We start from the raw sequence: 17627 nt of genomic DNA on the forward strand, positions 1-17627 counted from the left end.
ATCGGGATTGTTGCCAGACTGCCAGCCAATGACAAAGTTTGCCTGTTACCACCTGCTGGTAGGGTTATTTGTTTTCTGCATTCACAGTGCGATGGCAGAAACCACTCGGGAAGCCATTCACACATTTGAGCAATATACCCGTTCACACTGGCTCAACCAGATTGACCAGCAATCCGAAGCGATTACACGAAACCCTCAGTCTATTGCCAACCAGGTACCCAACCTGATGATGGAAACACCTTCAGACAATGCTCACCGCCGGAAGCTGGAAAGTTATTATCGGAATGAAGATTTCGATGGCTTGCAGTCGTTTGGTGAGCAGCGGGCACAACAACTGGAAACCGAACCATCCCCGGAAGGTGAAGCCTGGCGTTTATTGAACCAGACACCGGACCGGTATTACCCTGATGCCAACGAACACAGGATTCTCCACCCTGTAGAACAGAGTATTAATGGCCTGCAACATCCCAATACCTGGTCAAAACAGAAGCAGTGGCCTTCCGATATTCAGGGCAATCCCATATACGATAAGAACAGTGAAATCAGTGCCACCATCGCTCGTTTACGGCAGCACTTTAAAGGCTGTGATTATCAGAAAAAGCTGGTGTTGAAAAAAGATCATCAAGTGCACAGCCCTGATATTCGTGAATGCACAAGGGCTGTGGTGACAGACAACAGTGCAACCTTGCATCGAAACATCCGGTTTAAACCCTTTGCAGACTACATTTCTGGCTCAGCGCTGGCTGGCATGAACAGCTGTCAAAGCGCATCAGATCAAGAAGGCTGTTTACAGATTCGGTTAGGCAAAGATGCGGGAGCCGATAACTACTATCACTGCCGTTGCTGTATCAAGGAAGAGTCTTTCACGGTGACATTACCCAAACCACAGGCTTTAAGTCGTGCAGTGCTCCAGCAAGCCCGTTGGGATGACCGGCTGCAAGTCTGGATTAACAATAAAAAGGTCTGGCAGAGCAGTCCTGACTTCCCTCCTGAAAGCCCCGGCAGGTGTGAGCTGGATGCTAATTTTTATCTGCACAGCCCGGTTTCGCTGGATAAAAGTGTCTTTAATACAGCGAACGGTCAGGTCACTTTCAAAATTCGAACCTCCGTTGGCGACGATGGCGAAGGCTTTGCGCTGATCAGGCTTTATTTCGATATCAGCCAGCTGATAGAAGACGATCGCTGGGTTCCTTCATCTGCACTGGATCAGCTGAACGAAATGCGACAATGGCAAAAAGATGGACTGTGCAGCCTGACTTACCAGTGCCTTGAGACGATGAGCGATGCAGAACATACCCTTCACGGTAAAGTGATTCCTCTGCAATCCAGTCTCTCACCACAACTATCAGCCGACTGCAAAACCGCTAGGGCTGAAGCCGATTGTTTTTACTACAAAACGACATCATCACAGTATCCTCCTGATCATTGTGCCCAGTACGCCAACGATCCGAATTGCGAATTTCTGGACAGCCATTGTTTAGGAGAAAAGTCTGGCATCTGTTATACCCGCGCAGAGCGATATGACTGCGGCTACACAGGCAGCCTGAACCAGATTGGTATCGAAGAAAGTATTCACTGCGAAGGTCAACCCATGCAGTGCATGTTGGGCGAGTGCCAGGCCAATATTACCGATGCGGATAACACCGACTTTGCCAGTGCGGTCAGCGGTCTCCATGCTGCAAAACATATGGCCCATGATATGCAGTGCAATCAGGATGGTTCAGGTTGCAGGGTATTCAATGGCAAGTCCTGCACCTGCAAACAAGGCATTTTCAATATGGTGGACTGCTGCAATCTACCTACCAATGTGAATTTTGCCAGCTATATGAACCTGCTGCTGATGGGCTACCTGTTCGATCAATCAGCAATCCACCTGCAAGGTAACTTTCCCAATCAGCTGACCGGGTCATATCAGAAAATGCGGGAACCGCTGATACAGGGCATCAACAAGCTAAGCCAGCCTGCAAAGAATCTGTGGTCAGACATGAGCAAAAGCTGGGAAAAGCTCACAGAAAAGCTCTGGCCGACACCCGCTGAAGTTCATGCCCAAACCGCAACCGCCAAGCCCATTGCCGGAGAACTGTCGCAGGAAGCTCAGAAGACAATGCTCGGCAATATGCAGCAACAACTGATGCGAAAGATGGCAGAAGTCGTCCATAAAATTCTGGGCGAAGATGCCACCAATCTGCTTTTTCGAACGGTTGGTAACAACCTGGCTTCTCAGGGCGGTCAGCTCAGCCAGCAAACCCTGATTATGAACCCGGCCATCACCTCGGCAATCAGTGCTGTCACCATGATCTACACGGCTTACACCATGACCAAACTGATTATCCAGATCACCAATAAATGTGAAGCCGAAGAATTTGAATTGGCCGCCAAACGAGAAATGAAAACCTGTCACAAAGTCGGCAGTTACAGGGAAAGCAAGTTTTTGGGATTGAGCAGCATGGAGTACAACAGCTACTGCTGTTTCAACTCGCCCTTGTCTCGCATTCTGCAGGTGAAAATCAGACAGCAGTTGAACATGGGCTGGAGTTCAGCCAGGCACCCGGACTGCTCTGGCATTACTCCCGAAATCTTACAAACGGTAGACTGGAATCGAATCGATCTGAGCGAATGGCTGGCACTTTTAAAGCTGCAAAACAAACTGCCGGAATTGAATGCCCACACACTGAAGCAGCTCAATCTGGAAACACTGACAGGCAAAGGGTCAAGGCTGGATTTCGACCAGCACCGGGAAGATAGCAGGAAGCGACTGGAGGCAAGATACAAGAACCTTAAGCCGGAACAACTCAATCATTATCAGAATGAAAAAGTACATCAGCTTCGCTCTCATACCAGTCACCATTGAGTCGGTCAATGGCTCTCTCTTGACAAAAACAGGGTTTCAAACCACAATTTCTTTATATTTCATGTCCCATGTCCTAGGACACGGGACAGCTATTAAAGGGAGCACCATGAAAGGTCAGGATATCGGTTTATTACTAAAACTCTATTGCCTAAGCCTTGGAGAAAACCAGTCGATCATCCCTATCCCAGTAGGTTCATGGCAAGACTGGAGTGAGGAACAGGAAAATAGTGCAGAGTCTCCTTCTCTTGATGCTGCTGATTCTTATGGAGTTCGCACGCTGGCTCAGATGACCGGTATCAGTAAATCTCAGGTTAACCTGGCATTAAATCGCTGTTATAGCGTGGGACTGGCAAAAAAAGACCGGCGATCGGGCGTTCCTTCGGTGAACCGAAAGTCCCTGTTTGAGTTTATTGTGTATGGTTTGAAATTTGTTTTCCCAGCCTCACCGGGCGCAGTAACACGAGGAATCACTACTTCGCTGATTGCTCCTGTTTTTGATAATAAACTCATGAGTGCCGGGAAGCTGGTTCCTGTCTGGCCAGATGCCCGTGGGCTCAGCAAAGGTCAGGGGATTGAGCCGCTGTTTAAATCTGCTACCTACGCTATTCGGAAAGACCCCGCTCTTTATGTGTTACTGGCCCTGGTGGATGCTATCCGTATGGGTCAACCCAGAGAACGCAACCTGGCCATCCGCAGGCTGGAAAACTATTTGGGGCTGACAAAATGAGTCATGCTGATCAACACCAAAAGATGCTTATTCGTGTCGCCACCGCACTGGGGGCTGACCTGTTGCAACAAATGGCTTTTGTGGGAGGTTGCACCACCGGCCTATTGCTGACCGATGCTTTCAGTCTTGAGCAGGTGCGTCATACTGATGACGTAGACCTGATTGTCCATGTCATGGGACACGCTTCTTTTTCTGACCTACAGGCTGTATTGCAACAAAAAGGTTTTCGTCATAGCACCGAAGAAGATGACCCTTTGTGCGCTATGCGCCTGGGCGATATGAGAGTTGATTTTATGCCCGACGATGCAGGCATTCTTGGATTTTCAAATCGCTGGTATCCGGATGCCCTGTCTACGTCAGAACAACACGCCCTGAGTGATAACACTATTATTCGATTGGTTAAGCCGGTTTATTTTATTGCCACCAAACTGGAAGCCTATCGAGGACGTGGGCATGGTGACCCGCTTGCCAGTCGCGATATAGAAGACCTGTTAAACCTGTTTGATGGTCGCCCCGAACTCATCAATGAAATCAGTGCAGCCGGGAACGAACTGCGTCAGTATATTTCTGAAGAAATCAGCCAGTTAATGCAACATCCGGATTTTGAATACGCCATACAAAGCTGCGCTTTAGGCGACAGTGAACGGGAAGCGCTTATTTTTGAACGACTGAATCTTGTCGCTGAAGGTGATTTTTGATGCATTACCACTGGATCAGTCAACAAGGTAATGAACGACGCATGAACAATGATGCAGCTCTCTTCATTGAACGTGAGGAATATTGTTTTGCAATGCTTGTCGATGGTGCTCAGAAGGGGCAACCGGGTAATGCATTTACCCAGTTCATCCTGAATTATATGGTCGCAGGAATAGTTGCAATTAGTTCACCCTCAATGCCACAGAGCCAGACTGTCATTACTCTGCTCAGAGCCCTGCAAAAAGAATTGCGCAAAGAACACCTGTTGAATATTGCCAGCTACCTTATTCTCCTTGTCCCAAAAGGAACAGCAGAGCCAAAGGCCCTGGTTATCCATTGCGGCGACTGTCGTCTGGGTACCCGACAGAATGATGGAAGCATTGCCTGGCAAACCAGCGTGCATACTGCTGCCAATCCTGAAGGTCTCTGGTTTGAGAGTGACTGTTCAAAGCCTGAACGACATATCCTGACTCGTAGCCTGAATGCACGACGCTTTCACACGCCTGATGTTCAGCAACTCTCTTGCAGTGATGGGACTCACTGGCTGCTCTGTACCGATGGCTATTGGGCAGAGCACCTGTTAGCAGAGAAGCACTGGCTTGAGCTTGAAGATGATGCAAGCTGTCTTGAGATTTCGAAGCAGATAAATTTTTCTACGCAGAACAGTGATTGTCAGAACCTACTCTCACGGTGCTGGCTCCATCAGTAATTTTGTGAGTTTACTATTGGAAATCCCCCGCACCATCAACGACCCCATCCAGTTCCTGTTCTGGTCTCTGGATGAAATCTACCCGGTAGCCGTGGGCCTGATCTGGGGTATCTGGTTTGATCAGCTGTTACTGGGCATGTTCCTGAGCTGGATGGCGATTCGTGTCTATCGCCGGTTTCGAGATCGTCACCCTGACGGGCACCTGAGCCACCGGCTTTACTGGCTGGGGTTTTATTTTGTGAAAGCCAGAACCTTGCCTAATCCTTATGTCCGGGTCTTTTACCCTTCCCGAAAATGACCATTCAAGACTATCTGCGCCGTTTGAAACAATGTCGGCAACAGCTCTGTGTGGACAGGTTGATTCTGCTGCTATTGGTGCTGACCAATGCACTATTGCTGATCCACTGTCTGAATCGCAAACCGGCGGTTGAACTGAGCTTGCCGTTTATGGACGGACAGGTTGGCATTCAGTCAGGTGAAGCTTCGCAGGCCTATTACAAATGGTGGGGTCTGTCTCTGGCTGAGCTGCTGGGCAATCTGAATCCACAGAATCTGTCGTTTGTTGAATCCAGGCTGCAAAGTCTGCTCTCACCCAATCTGTACCGGCAAGTCCATGAAACATTAAATCGACAGTTCCATCAGTTACGGGAAGATAATGTTTCCCTGAGCTTTGAACCATTGCAGCTTGAATTTGATGAAAACACCCATGAGGTCAGGGTGACGGGTAACAGTGCCCTCTCGTCAGGCCATCAGCACCTGTCTGGGCAGAAGACTTTTACCTTTCAGTTCAGCCTGATCCGTTATCGGCCTGTCCTTGCTGCTATCAGGATTGATTCTGATCTGAAGTAACCTTTCCTTTATTCTGAGAATCCTTTATGAACAAAGCGCTTGTTGTTGCTGTCTGTTTGTACTGCTCATTGACTCTGGCAGCTGCGCCGGTGAAGTTGCAGGTATTACCGGGTCAGCAGCAACCTGTAACCCTCAGTCGTTTACATCTGAACCGGATTGTTACGCCTTTTTCGGCCCCCCAGATTCGCACTATTGATCAGGCAGACATTCGGATTGAAGGTTCAGTGATTTATCTCTCTTCCCAGCAAGAAGAACCCTTTGTCGTGTATATCACCCCTCACGATAACGAAGCTCATGCCCTTTCTTTACTGGTAACGCCGCTGGATGTTCCTCCCAAAGAAATCCAGCTGTCACTATCTAAACAATGGCAGCAAAAAATCAACCATAACAAGGCAGTAGCAAAACGATTTGAAGAAGCCTCTGACTATCAGCAGGCTATCACGGAAGTGCTTTCTAAGCTGGTGAAGGGACAGATACCGGAAGGTTATGAACTGAGTGTTTTGCACCAATCCGATGTTCAGCATTGCCAGCAGGACGGCCTGATATTTGATTTCTCCAAAGGCCAGCAGGTTCAGGGGCATCATTTCAGTGTTCTGGTGGGCACAGCCCGCAATACCACTGAAAAGCCGCTTAGGTTCCATGAAAAAAATTGTCAGGGCAGCCATACCGCTGCTGTCGCAATGTGGCCGAACAACACTCTGCATCCCGGCCAGCGCAGGGAGCTGTTTATTCTTCTGAATACCCCTGATTATGAAGCGGCTCCCACAGTGCGCCCTTCCCTGCTGACTTATTAATTCTCAAGCAATGAATACCCTCAACCATTATTTGACGCCAAGAATAAAGCGTTATGGCATTGTGCTGGGTAGTGCGGTGATTTTGATCGCCCTGATTTTTATGACCAGTAAACGGCAGGATTCAGGTATTACCCAAACCCCGGAGCAAACCACCTCATCCGTGGACTTTACCGGCGTGCCGCCCAAAGAGTTAACCCTGAACCGTATCAGTGGTGACCTGGAGCGCATCCACCAGCAACAGAAAGCTTTGCATGAAGCCCATCAGCAAGAAATGGAGAGGTTGCAGCAGGAAATTAGCCAGCTGAATCAACCTGTTCAACCCACACTCACTACTCCTGAGCCTTTGGTGCCAAAGCCTGCTCCGGATGTTTTGCAATGGAACCAGTTCAGTCAATCACCAACAACTCAATACAACGAACCTGATTACCATGACGCAACACCACAACCACCCAGACCTATCCGGGTATTGGGAACTACGCCCCCCCAGGCAGTCACTCTAAATTCAAAACCAGAGGATAAACCAAAGCTTTTACGCTTACCGGCAGGAAGTCTGCTCTCCGGCCAGCTGATCACCGGGCTGGATGTTCCAACGGGGCAAGGGGCAAGGCGTGAACCTTACCCCGTTCTTATCCGCATTAAAGCTTCTGCCATTTTGCCCAATCGCTACCGCACTAATGTCAGGGAGTGCTTTGTTCTGGCATCGGGCTATGGCGACCTGAGTTCCGAGCGGGCTTATCTTCGCAGTGAAACCCTGTCGTGCATTTTCAAACACAACAGCAAGGAACAAGTCATTGAACGACCTTTGGAGGGTTATATCGCCGGGGAAGATGGCAAAGCCGGATTACGTGGCAGGCTGGTCAGTAAACAAGGACAGGTTATGGCCAAGGCGGCGATGGCAGGGTTTCTCAGCGGTGTCAGTGAAGCCTTTGATATCAAGCCCGTCCCAGTCCTGTCTGTGGTTCCCAACAAGAACGGCGAGATTCAGTCGCCGTTCCAGTCTGGCTTAAAAGGCAGTGAAGCCCTGCAAAGCTCCCTGATTAAGGGCAGTAATAAAGCATTGGAAAAGCTGGCGGATTTTTACCTGCAGCTGGCTGACCAGATGGTGCCGGTCATTGAGATCAGCGCCGAACGCAAGGTAGACCTGATTCTCACCCGTGGTCTGAAAAACTAATCTTTCGAGACTTTACCTATGTGTAAACACGATACCAGAGCATTGCTTCTGATGGTTTCGCTGGTACCTGTTATCCAGGGCTGCTCACTCTTTGGTGTTGGCGAGGCTGAGTATGCCTGCCCGGAACCCGGCAAAGGTGTTTGTAAATCGGCAAGACAGGTTTATCAGGATACTGATTCGCCACCTGCTGAAGATCTGTTTCCAACACCTCCCAAAAACCATTCAGAACCCGACTCTCGTCTTGTAACCCCGGAAGCGGTGCCCAATCGCACACCGGCTCAAATCCTGAGAATCTGGATTGCGCCCTGGGTTGATAAACAGGGCAACTGGCACAGTGGTGGCGTAGTGATGACGGATATCGCTCCAAGAGACTGGCAGTCTGCCATTCCTGTCTATTCACCTTCCGATGATTAATGGAGTCATTGACCATGCCTGCACTTCTTGCTGATAGACGACCATTTATTGAGAGACAGCAGCTGATAGTGTCGCTGGCTCCCCTGATTATTCTTTCTCTACTGCCACAAGAGTTACAGGCAGCCAATCCTGTCAATGTCACAGGCTCCACTGACTTTGCGGAAATTTATGGCCGCTTGGTGGGCTGGATCAAGGGGGATCTCGGACGAACGCTGTCTATCTCTTTTGTCCTGGTCGGACTGGCCTACGGCATGGCTCGCAACTCATTAATCGGTTTTGCTACCGGAGTGGGAGCTGCCGTGGGATTGCAGGTGACGCCCACCATTATTAATTCCATTTTCGGGTTGTAACCATGACCGCTTCAAAGGTTTTAACCATTATCAATGGCTGGTTGCATCCGCATCATGCTGATGAAACAGTTCCATTACCCAATAACCCTCCAGAACCACATCAGCCTATACAACCGGCTTCAGGCTGCGCGGGCTATCAGATAGGCATCGGGACAATACTCCACCAGCAACAAAAGCTTGTGGAACAGCTGAACGAGCAGCTGAATTTACCAGCAGAACTACAGCAGTTGTTTGACCAGACACTGGATAATCTCACTCACTGGCTCCATCTCCTGCCTGCCCACCCGCAACATCATTGTGAACCCGCAGGAGCGATCCGCCATGCGCTGGAAACCGCATTCTGGTCTGTCACAGCCATGCAACAAATTCACCGGGATCACGACTTATATCCGGATCAACGCAGAGCAAGGGAACCACTTTGGCGGTTAATGGCGGGTGTCGCCGGCCTTTTATATGACAGCGGCCGAATGACCTCCTGTCTTGTTGTTCAACAATCATCCGCAGAGCAACCAACAGAGCCATGGCCAGCTTTACAACAACCCCTTGGAAGCTGGTTGCAGCAACATCGCATTACCCAATACTCGCCCCATTGGAAACAGTGCGATACCGATCCCGTGAAACCATTAACACCGGAATATACAGCCATCAACCTGTTTCTTTTACCACAGCTGACTCCCCGGGCATTCTGCAACGCCCTGCAACCCGACGGCGATAATGGCACGCTCTGGCAGACCTTTGTCAGTGCCCTTACCGGACAAAAAAACGGTCATGGCGTATCACAAATCATCCATGCCGTTGAGCTGGCACGCTTGAAAAGCATTAAATTGCATTTTGAACATGGGCAAGCGCTTAACCAGATCACGAAACCGGTGAAAGTTAAGGGTCAGCCAGAAGCAGAAAAGGATGATGAACGGAGCTGGCTTAAGCAGATTATAAGTAACCTCCACGCAGAAAATATCAAATGGGCAAAAGAAAGCCTGCTACTCCCCTGGCCTGATGCGGTCAAATCAGAGAAAACACCGGAGCCGGATATTCTGCTCAGACAATGGAACCAGAGAGGCTGGCTCAGACCTGTAGGAAACCAGATTGTTTTTCGACGTAATGGCCATCTGGTCATAGCTCTGCAACCCGACATTTCCCGACAGTGCAAACAATGGTTGTCAACAGAATCCATTACAGGAAAGCAGCATGATCAGTGATCGCCCTTATCTGCAAAACTGGCGGCCCGTTTATGAGTTGAGTTCTTCAGTCGTCTGGTTTTCCGCCATGATTACCGCCTATACCTTGTCGTTTTTCAGTTCACTGCCACAAATTGGTTTTGTCCTGACGGCTTCTTTCTGCGCAACCATGATGGCGATCCGGCTGTCACAGGCTCTGCCAAGATGGCAGCAACACCAACGGTTGAAAGGGAAAAAGCTGGCTCTGTTAGAACTGACCTCGAAACAATGCCATTCACTGCAAACAAAAAACCGGGAACAGGGTGTCTGGTTAGGCTGGGGGTTTGAATGGCAACGGATCCATGGGCAAAGGGCCTGGGACTTATTACGGAATGATAACCTGCCAGCCAAATCCGAAAACACCATGGGAGCAGGCTGGATTCATGGCATGGAAGAGCACGAAGAGCGGTTATATCAGCCTCTTGAACAGATTCAGATGCATACCATGGTGATCGGTGTCCCGGGCAGCGGTAAAACCCGACTCTTTGATTTGTTGGTGACTCAGGCCGTTTTGCGCAATGAGCCTGTCATTATCGTCGATCCCAAAGGCGATCATGATCTTGCCAGCCACACTCTCAGAAGTTGTGGGCTACCGGGCAACCAATACCGGTTTATGAAGTTTCATCCGGGCTTTCCTGCTGATTCTATTCGTATCAACCTGCTACAGAACTTTAACCGTTCCAGCGAATTAGCCAGCCGGATTTCCGGATTAATGCCTTCCGGTGGGGATAATGCGCCGTTTCAGGCCTTTGCCCAAAAAGCTGTCGATGCGGTGGTTCAGGGCTATCTGCTCTGTGGTCAGCGCCCTACCCTTGTCATGATTCGTCAAGGGCTGGAAGGTGGAGTCACCAGACTGCTGATTAAGGCGCTAACCATTGTCTGTACCCGTCACCAGGCTCAGGCAGCTGATGTTATTCCGGGAATAGATACTAAGAATAAAAACAATCCCGAACACATTGCACGACGTTGGATAGATTTCTATCGAAATAAAGTCATGCCTGAATCACCCTGCACCGATGTGGAAGGGCTGATCTCTCTGTTTGAACATGACCGGGCGCATTACGGAAAGATGATTGCAACGCTGTTGCCTGCCCTTGGAATGCTAACAGGTGGTCCACTGGCCCGACTGTTATCTCCTGATCCCACCGACATAGACGACCTGCGACCCTGTACCCATACTGCACACCTGATCGAGCAAAACAAGGTGATGTATTTTGGGCTCGATTCTCTGTCCGATCCTATGGTGGGTAAAGCCATAGGTCAGTTGTTACTGGCTGATCTGGCAGCCGTGGCCGGGGATCGCTATAACTACGCCGACAACGCTGACAAACCTATCAACCTATTTGTCGATGAGGCCGCAGAAGTGCTTTGCCCTCAACTTCTGTCTCTGCTTAACAAAGGTCGAGGGGCAAAATTCCGGTTATACGTCGCTACCCAGACGCTGGCTGATTTTGAAGCTCAGTTAGGCTCGAAAGCGGCTGCCCAACAGTTTATCGACAACTGTAACCATCTGATCTGTCTGAGAACACAGAACCCCGACACCCAGAAATTTATTACCGATAAACTGCCGCCGGTCCGTTACCGCTACTTTATCCGCAACCAGGGTATCAGCACCGATGCTAATCGCCCCATGGAGTTCACCGGCAACCTCAGCGAACAACAGTTGGAAGAAACCGGTGATTTATTCCCGCCACAACTGCTGGGAGAATTGCCCAACCTGGAATACGTAGCACGACTGGGCGGCGGACGTTTACTGAAAGGCAGAATCCCGATTCTTTGCTCGCCAAAATCCTGAACCTTCGATTTCATCTTTCTTATGACAACGTCTCAAAAACAAACCAGCCCTGTGACCATCTGGTGTTTCGGGCTCGGTCTGATAGTGCTGTGGCTGGGGTTTTCTGGCCAAAACATGAACCAGTACCTGCACAAAGAGCAGCAACAATATGCTCAAAGGCTGGGGCAGGAGAATGCTCTATGGATCATGGGAACCGGCAACCAATTATATGCAGCAACCATTGTAAAATCCGGCATTCATAGCTTTCTTATGGAACATACAACTCCGGATCGAAACTCGGGTGAAGGGTTGGCAAAGGCCATGGAACTCTTTCAGGGTGTGGTCAAAAACTTCCTTAGCCTGATTCGACAGCTGTTTTACCGGATTTCCGTGTTACTGGCGTGCCTGCCATTCTGGGGCGTGATGTTTATTGCCGCTATTATCGATGGCCTTTTGATCCGAAAAATCCGTTATCACGATTTTCACTACACCAGCCCTTTGCAAAACCTCTGGAGCCGACGGGCATCAAAATGGATTCCGGGGTTGTTCCTGTACCTGATCGTCATCCCCCTGCCGCTCCCGGTCTTACTAATTCCGGGAATAGCCTGGCTGACCGCACTGTGTCTGGGATGGTGGACCGCCAACTGGCAGAAGAAAGTCTGATGCCCTTCGTTCTGCTATTAATCGGATTATTTTCAGTGACTGCTTTTGCTGAACAACAATGGTTTAGCCGCCACTCTGAAGGCTGGTTCTGGTACGAGCAAATTCCCGAGCCAGAAACCGACGAGAATAAAGCCAACGATCAAAACGAAAGTCACCAGCCACTGACAACCGCCTGGATCAGAAATAACATCGGTCACTACCTGGACAAGGCCATCGACCTGCCCAGCAAAGAAAACGTCAGCAACTACCTCTATCTCGACAGGCTGATAAAAGAAAAAGCAGAACGCTTTGCCTATGTCGGTAAGCAAGTCATCGAAGGCGACCCTATGCTGGATGAAAACGTCCGCCGACCAATTTCTCCCGCAGCAGCAAAAATCAGAGATGACACGGCTTACAAGGCCAGAGAAATTATTTTGAGAAAGATTGCCCGGATGGCTGGTCTGGTTTTCTTCTACCAGGGAAGTTGCAGGCTTTGCCATATTCAGGCCAGAACAGTTCAGCTCCTGAGCATGGAATACGGCTTTGAGCTGATTCCCATCTCAACCGATGGACAGCTGATACCAGAATTACCAAACAGTCGAACAGAACGGTCACCACCTGCATCTCTGAATATCGCCACATACCCTGCCCTGTTTCTTATGCAGCCCCCTGACAACATTGTTCTTATACGACAGGGCGCCACATCTTTGACTGCACTGGCGGAACGGCTTGTTGATGTTGCCTACCAACAAGGCTGGATCAATAAAGATGAGTACCAGAAAACCAGAATCACCAACGAAACCTGGGGTGACGGCTTACCGCCTGAAAAAATACATCTATTCAGCAAGCCTCGCTTCACTTCTCACCAATAACCAATGCCATAGTCTGAATATTATGAACACTGAACTGATGCTCTTTGCCAAATACGAGAAGCCTTATGTCCGCCTCGAAGAGGTATGTGATGAATTCTTTGGTCTCTGCGAGAAAAAAGCCAAGGCAGCGGCAGCTTCCCAGCAGCTGCCTGTGCCGGTAGTCCGGCTGACTGAAAGCAGGAAGTCGCCCATGATGATTCGACTATCGGATCTGGCCAGTTATCTCGACACTCGGCACCAAACCTATAGCAGCACCTGGGAAAAGGTTAGAGGAGTGCGCTGAACATAGCGGAATACAGCTTGGCTCTGGTAAACGTCAGGTGGTGACTAATGGTCGATACGACGAGCGTTACCTGATCAGCGTTCCGCAATCTCTGCCTTATCCTGCATCGTAAAAGAAGATGGTAGTTGTTACGCCTGAAAAGTTTCAGAAATATCCTGTCTCCCCATAATCCGGACAATCAGGACATAATCATCCTGAATTTGGTAATAAATGGAGTGAGCACCGTACACACTCATACGGTACCCCTTACGGATATGCTCCACTGCCGGGTAGTGCAGTGGAAAATTCGCTAATTCAGACAAATGGGCCTGCAGGCCGTTATGGTAGCGAAGTGCCTGATCCAGGCCAAAGGTGTCAATGCCAAACTCAAGGATGCCTTCGATATCCAAAGCGGCTCCATTAGATAGCTTATAACTCGCCATTTTTACGTTTCCGCTCCACGACTCGGGCCGCTATTTCTTTCGGAGTTAATTCGCTGATACCGCTGTTTTCGCCTTTAATCAGAGCTTCACGAATGACTTCGAGCTCACTTTTCCTGGATCGGGCCTGCCTGATCAGGTCATTAATCACGTCGCTTTTACTGCCGTATTCTTTACTGTCAACCTGAGCCTTGAGCCACTCATCATTAGGTTCGGTAAACGTGATACTTTGTCTGGGCATGAGACTCTCTCCCTGGTTCATATATGCACCATATTAGCACCAAAAGAGAAAAGTGCACTTCTGTTATCTCCCAGACTATGGATTACTTATGAAAGCGACATCGAAGCCTTGAGCAACTGCCTGTTCACCAGCTCATTTTCAGCCCAGTAATTATTTTCTATTCTCTTGCACTGCCTCCATAAATCCGGTGGTTCCTTATGCAGGAGATGAGTGTACCGCCGCAGGTGCTCCCAGGTTTTATGACCACTGCGAAGCGCCACCTCAGGAATCGACATTTTCTGTTCAAAAAGGCGGGATATGCCTTCATTTCGGAACGAATGAAAGCGCAACTCGGAAAATCCAAGCCGCTTGGTTCTTTCTGAAAACCTCGTAGCAACACTTTTGGCCTTGTAAGGAAAAACCCGGTCATCTCCTTCGAAGTGTGGCTGTCGGTCAATAATTTCCAGACACTCAGGTGGCAATGGAACCTTCTGGTGGTTACCAAATTTGTTACTGGGATCTTTTCTATCTTCGATGATGACAAAACCAGCCTCCCTATCCAGCTGGCTGTATTTTATCCTGCAGATTTCCCCTTCCCTGAACGTGCTGTAGATACTGAACAACATAATGTGATGATAAGGAACCACCCCCTGGGCTGTGTTATATCCTTTCAGCAGCTCCTCATACAGCAATAAAACCTGCTCTTCTGTTGGCCTGACATCATGCCGCTGGGACTTCCCGACCAGCTTGAGCTTCCACAGCTCCTTCATCGCATTCGGTGTGATGAAATTCTTGAAGTAATAGCCCGTTCTCTTCTGCCATTCTATCGCTCGCCTCAACACGGATACGTAAAGGTGATTGGTTGAGGCTGTCACCGTTTTCCTTCTCTTTATAAGACAATCAATCAGATGCTGTTCGATCATCTCATTTGACCGGATATTTTTGAGTTCTGATTTTTGCCAGAACAGAATAGCCTGCCTGTCGCGGTAACTGATCTGCTCTTCTACCGGCAAATTGTCGTTCATTTCCAGATAATGGGTGAGGTAGGTTTCCAGGGTGATATCACCGGTTCGAGACTGAGCGGACTCATACTTTGGCAACTCCTGTTCTGCCTGTTTCAGCATTTCTTTTTCTACCTGCTTTGCCCAGGCTCGCCCTGATGGTTTGTCCGGAAAAGACATTCGCTCAATGGCTTTAAAATGCTCACGGATGACCTTTACCGTGAACTTATAGACGGTTCCTTTCTTACGTTTGCGAACCTCACAGACAATACTCACGACAACTCCTCAATAGACGGTTCAGAACATAAAATTTTGGGGACCAATTTGGGAACCAATCGATAGGATTTTATGGTGTTTTATTGTAGTTTTTAGTTCCGAAAGCGCATCAAAAAAACCGTAATATCAAGGGTTCAGACCCTATAGTGTTGTTATCAATGTCATGTGGTATGAGTTTCACACTGACCATTTTGATGAAGAGACCGGAGAGCCGATTAATAAGGATTGAAGTTAATCATCTTAAAGCGACCGGACGCCATACGTCCTGAGTCGTCAAATAAACTTTCTAAGGATAAAGAACAGCGTATTCTGGGGATCGGCATTGAACCCGATAACGCAAACCTGCAACCCTCCCAGATTGTCCTGTTACTGGCTGGCCAGGGAGGGAGCAGCTATCCTGAAAAACACCGGTATCGCGAAACCCTCTGGAGCGTGGGAACGAGGGAAAAAAGTCATTTCGTTTTCACTGAAAAGGTGACATGATTCTTCCAATTCATCATCCGGATAATCCTATGCGACTGACTGAACAGGAACGGAAAACCATCAAACAGGTTATTCAGGAGTACGATGCACAGGCACAGGTTCTGCTGTTTGGCTCCCGCACCGACGCTGAAAAAAAAGGAGGCGATATCGACCTGCTGGTGATCTCACAAACACTCGGCTTTGCGGATAAACTCAACATATTAGCTGACCTGCACGGCGAACTGGGCGAACAGAAAATCGATATCGTGCTAGACAACGACGGTTCCGGTGATTTTGCCAAAACCGTTCTTCCTACAGCCATTGAACTGTAAAATTGATTCCATCACAGAAAAAACCATGACAGAAGATAAGCTTAATTTACTGAAAAAACAGCTTCAACAAATGCAAAAGGCAACTGCTGGTCTTGAATGGTCGCTGCAACGTTGTCAGCCGCTGGACAGCGAACAGCTCAGCGCTGAAGATGAAGAAAAGTTTGAAACCCTTACGGCTCGTTTCGCCCGTATGAGCGATATCCTGATCCAGAAAATTTTTCGCCTGGTGGATGAACTGGATCTGGAGTCACCCGGTACGGTTCGGGATCTCATCAATCGGGCAGAAAAGAAAAAAATAAACAGGACATCCATATAAAAAAAAAATAATAAAATAAACAGGACATCCATATAAAATACAGCCTACAAACCTGGAGCCCACCCGGCCCCAAACCCTGACAGCCACCAAAAGGTAAATATTAATCGTTTATCAGAACAAACAAAAAGCGAATCACTTAAAAAGGAGAAAATCCAGAAACAGCAAAGCTCTCCATATGACAGGAGAAACAAACAACAATGGCAAAATTGGGCAATCAACTTACACCATAAAATAAACGACTACAGGCAATCATTCCCTGTACCCATTGCTGCCCCAGTTCCTGAGCAAAAGTTCTCATAGCTGCCAGCCTACCCACTGCCCGATAGAAGCGGCTATTCCGTCTCATGGTTTTGAGCCATTCATTTGAATCAATTTCCAGTCGAGCCAGAATGGGTGGGATATCTGAAGGAATTGCCCCTTTCTTATCGGATCGAACTGCACGCCCACTCCAGTCCACCAGCTCAAGATAATCGTGAAGAATATAAGGCAGTGCCTTATCCGGATTTTGCCCCTGAGATCGAAAAGGCATAAGAGTGATTGGCTGCTTTCGGGCATCAGAACCTGCTAACTTTTCAATTCGTTCCTGGATCGACGTGTAGTCTGATTCTTCTGGAGTTTCCGACACTTCAGCACGGATCGGATTTAAGTCGACATAAGCCATGCAGGTCAACAACGCCGCTTCATCCAGCAACGCCTGACTTTTAAATCGCCCTTCCCAGAATCGACCTTTGCAGCCATCTTCCTGATTAGCCTCACGGGCAAGATGTTCGTTCAGACAACGCATGAACCAGCTGATATTCGTTAGTCGATTTCGATACTCTTCAACAAATTCGTCCACACGAGCCAGTTCCGAATGACTCAGTTGCTCGGCAGCAAGATACCTCTGAACCAGAAGCGGCCCCGTAAAAAGCCTTGTCCATCGACTCAATATTTCATCTCGTGACCACTCTCTGGCAGGTGTCTGATTGATACGCAAAACCACATGATAGTGATTCGACATGACAGCGTAGGCGCAGACTTCTATAGAAAAGATTGAAACCAGTTCCCTGAGCTTGTCTACAACCCACTGTCGACGGTGCTCGTAGTTTTTGCCTGTTAAATGATCCTTTCCACACAAATACGCTCTGCGTACGCATCGAGCTATACAGTGATAGTAAGGCGTCGAACCTGGGTCGATCAGAGAACTTCGCGCACGGGTCATAATCTCTCCTGCCAGAACTAAAAATCAGATACAGGAAAAAAAGTAGACAAG

22 protein-coding genes and 1 pseudogene are annotated in these 17627 nt (G+C 48.7%); 19 read left to right on the forward strand and 4 right to left on the reverse strand.

Annotated elements, in window-relative coordinates; translation table 11 throughout:
• The first annotated feature begins 28 nt into the window (after positions 1–28).
• The 16 genes and pseudogenes from traN to K7B67_RS11060 all read left to right on the forward strand — a co-directional run.
• The gene (gene traN / locus K7B67_RS10985) at positions 29–2851 is read left to right on the forward strand and encodes a conjugal transfer protein TraN (RefSeq protein ID WP_252180374.1); all 2823 of its coding nucleotides are present in this window, start codon (positions 29–31) and stop codon (positions 2849–2851) included.
• A gap of 106 nt (positions 2852–2957) precedes the next feature.
• Positions 2958–3578, forward strand: coding sequence for a hypothetical protein (locus tag K7B67_RS10990; RefSeq protein WP_252180375.1), 621 nt, complete (start codon positions 2958–2960; stop codon positions 3576–3578).
• The gene (locus tag K7B67_RS10995) at positions 3575–4276 is read left to right on the forward strand and encodes a hypothetical protein (protein WP_252180376.1); all 702 of its coding nucleotides are present in this window, start codon (positions 3575–3577) and stop codon (positions 4274–4276) included. Before K7B67_RS10990 ends, K7B67_RS10995 begins: the two co-directional genes overlap by 4 nt.
• Entirely contained in the window at positions 4276–4983 is a 708-nt protein-coding gene (locus K7B67_RS11000; protein ID WP_252180377.1) for a hypothetical protein, read from the forward strand. The genes K7B67_RS10995 and K7B67_RS11000 overlap by 1 nt, the downstream gene beginning before the upstream one ends.
• A 4-nt stretch (positions 4984–4987) precedes the next feature.
• Positions 4988–5281, forward strand: coding sequence for a type IV conjugative transfer system protein TraL (gene traL / locus K7B67_RS11005; protein ID WP_252180378.1), 294 nt, complete (start codon positions 4988–4990; stop codon positions 5279–5281).
• Positions 5278–5832 carry a type IV conjugative transfer system protein TraE gene (locus K7B67_RS11010; RefSeq protein ID WP_252180379.1) on the forward strand — a complete coding sequence of 185 codons (555 nt, stop codon included), beginning with the start codon at positions 5278–5280 and terminating at the stop codon, positions 5830–5832. The genes traL and K7B67_RS11010 overlap by 4 nt, the downstream gene beginning before the upstream one ends.
• 26 nt (positions 5833–5858) lie before the next feature.
• A complete protein-coding gene (locus K7B67_RS11015) occupies positions 5859–6626 on the forward strand; it encodes a type-F conjugative transfer system secretin TraK (RefSeq protein WP_252180380.1) in 768 nt (255 codons plus the stop codon).
• Positions 6627–6657: 31 nt separating this feature from the next.
• On the forward strand, positions 6658–7797 hold the full coding sequence (locus tag K7B67_RS11020) for a TraB/VirB10 family protein (RefSeq protein ID WP_252180381.1): 1140 nt from the start codon (positions 6658–6660) through the stop codon (positions 7795–7797).
• Positions 7798–7815: 18 nt separating this feature from the next.
• On the forward strand, positions 7816–8211 hold the full coding sequence (locus K7B67_RS11025) for a TraV family lipoprotein (protein WP_252180382.1): 396 nt from the start codon (positions 7816–7818) through the stop codon (positions 8209–8211).
• Positions 8212–8225: 14 nt separating this feature from the next.
• Positions 8226–8561, forward strand: coding sequence for a TraA family conjugative transfer protein (gene traA, locus K7B67_RS11030; protein WP_252180383.1), 336 nt, complete (start codon positions 8226–8228; stop codon positions 8559–8561).
• 2 nt (positions 8562–8563) lie between these two features.
• Positions 8564–9760, forward strand: coding sequence for a TraI domain-containing protein (locus K7B67_RS11035; RefSeq protein WP_252180384.1), 1197 nt, complete (start codon positions 8564–8566; stop codon positions 9758–9760).
• Positions 9750–11573 carry a conjugative transfer system coupling protein TraD gene (gene traD / locus K7B67_RS11040; RefSeq protein WP_252180385.1) on the forward strand — a complete coding sequence of 608 codons (1824 nt, stop codon included), beginning with the start codon at positions 9750–9752 and terminating at the stop codon, positions 11571–11573. Before K7B67_RS11035 ends, traD begins: the two co-directional genes overlap by 11 nt.
• 114 nt (positions 11574–11687) lie before the next feature.
• Positions 11688–12215, forward strand: a complete 528-nt coding sequence (locus tag K7B67_RS11045) for a DUF4400 domain-containing protein (RefSeq protein ID WP_252180386.1) — start codon at positions 11688–11690, stop codon at positions 12213–12215.
• Positions 12215–13066, forward strand: coding sequence for a conjugal transfer protein TraF (gene traF, locus K7B67_RS11050; protein ID WP_252180387.1), 852 nt, complete (start codon positions 12215–12217; stop codon positions 13064–13066). The genes K7B67_RS11045 and traF overlap by 1 nt, the downstream gene beginning before the upstream one ends.
• Positions 13067–13103: 37 nt before the next feature.
• The gene (locus K7B67_RS11055) at positions 13104–13349 is read left to right on the forward strand and encodes a pyocin activator PrtN family protein (RefSeq protein WP_252180565.1); all 246 of its coding nucleotides are present in this window, start codon (positions 13104–13106) and stop codon (positions 13347–13349) included.
• Positions 13330–13461 (forward strand): annotated as a pseudogene (locus tag K7B67_RS11060) (type IV toxin-antitoxin system AbiEi family antitoxin domain-containing protein); the annotation flags it as partial. The gene K7B67_RS11055 and the pseudogene K7B67_RS11060, both read left to right, overlap by 20 nt.
• 16 nt (positions 13462–13477) lie before the next feature.
• Here the strand turns inward: K7B67_RS11060 and K7B67_RS11065 are convergent.
• From K7B67_RS11065 to K7B67_RS11075, 3 genes are all read right to left on the reverse strand, one after another.
• Complete coding sequence (locus tag K7B67_RS11065; protein ID WP_252180388.1) at positions 13478–13771, reverse strand: type II toxin-antitoxin system RelE/ParE family toxin; 294 nt, start codon at positions 13769–13771, stop codon at positions 13478–13480.
• Complete coding sequence (locus K7B67_RS11070; protein ID WP_252180389.1) at positions 13758–14009, reverse strand: type II toxin-antitoxin system ParD family antitoxin; 252 nt, start codon at positions 14007–14009, stop codon at positions 13758–13760. Before K7B67_RS11070 ends, K7B67_RS11065 begins: the two co-directional genes overlap by 14 nt.
• Before the next feature lie 86 nt (positions 14010–14095).
• Entirely contained in the window at positions 14096–15265 is a 1170-nt protein-coding gene (locus tag K7B67_RS11075; protein WP_252180390.1) for a tyrosine-type recombinase/integrase, read from the reverse strand.
• A gap of 225 nt (positions 15266–15490) precedes the next feature.
• On the opposite strand from K7B67_RS11075, the gene K7B67_RS11080 reads away from it, so the two are divergent.
• The 3 genes from K7B67_RS11080 to K7B67_RS11090 are packed head-to-tail and all read left to right on the forward strand — an operon-like array spanning position 15491 to position 16375.
• Positions 15491–15748, forward strand: coding sequence for a hypothetical protein (locus tag K7B67_RS11080; protein ID WP_252180391.1), 258 nt, complete (start codon positions 15491–15493; stop codon positions 15746–15748).
• Entirely contained in the window at positions 15745–16059 is a 315-nt protein-coding gene (locus K7B67_RS11085; protein ID WP_252180392.1) for a nucleotidyltransferase domain-containing protein, read from the forward strand. The genes K7B67_RS11080 and K7B67_RS11085 overlap by 4 nt, the downstream gene beginning before the upstream one ends.
• A gap of 25 nt (positions 16060–16084) precedes the next feature.
• On the forward strand, positions 16085–16375 hold the full coding sequence (locus K7B67_RS11090) for a hypothetical protein (RefSeq protein WP_252180393.1): 291 nt from the start codon (positions 16085–16087) through the stop codon (positions 16373–16375).
• Between the two features lie 214 nt (positions 16376–16589).
• Here the strand turns inward: K7B67_RS11090 and K7B67_RS11095 are convergent, their stop codons facing one another.
• On the reverse strand, positions 16590–17576 hold the full coding sequence (locus K7B67_RS11095) for a transposase (protein ID WP_252180394.1): 987 nt from the start codon (positions 17574–17576) through the stop codon (positions 16590–16592).
• Positions 17577–17627 lie beyond the last annotated feature (51 nt).

Source organism: Endozoicomonas sp. 4G (assembly GCF_023822025.1).
Classification (GTDB): Bacteria; Pseudomonadota; Gammaproteobacteria; order Pseudomonadales; family Endozoicomonadaceae; genus Endozoicomonas_A.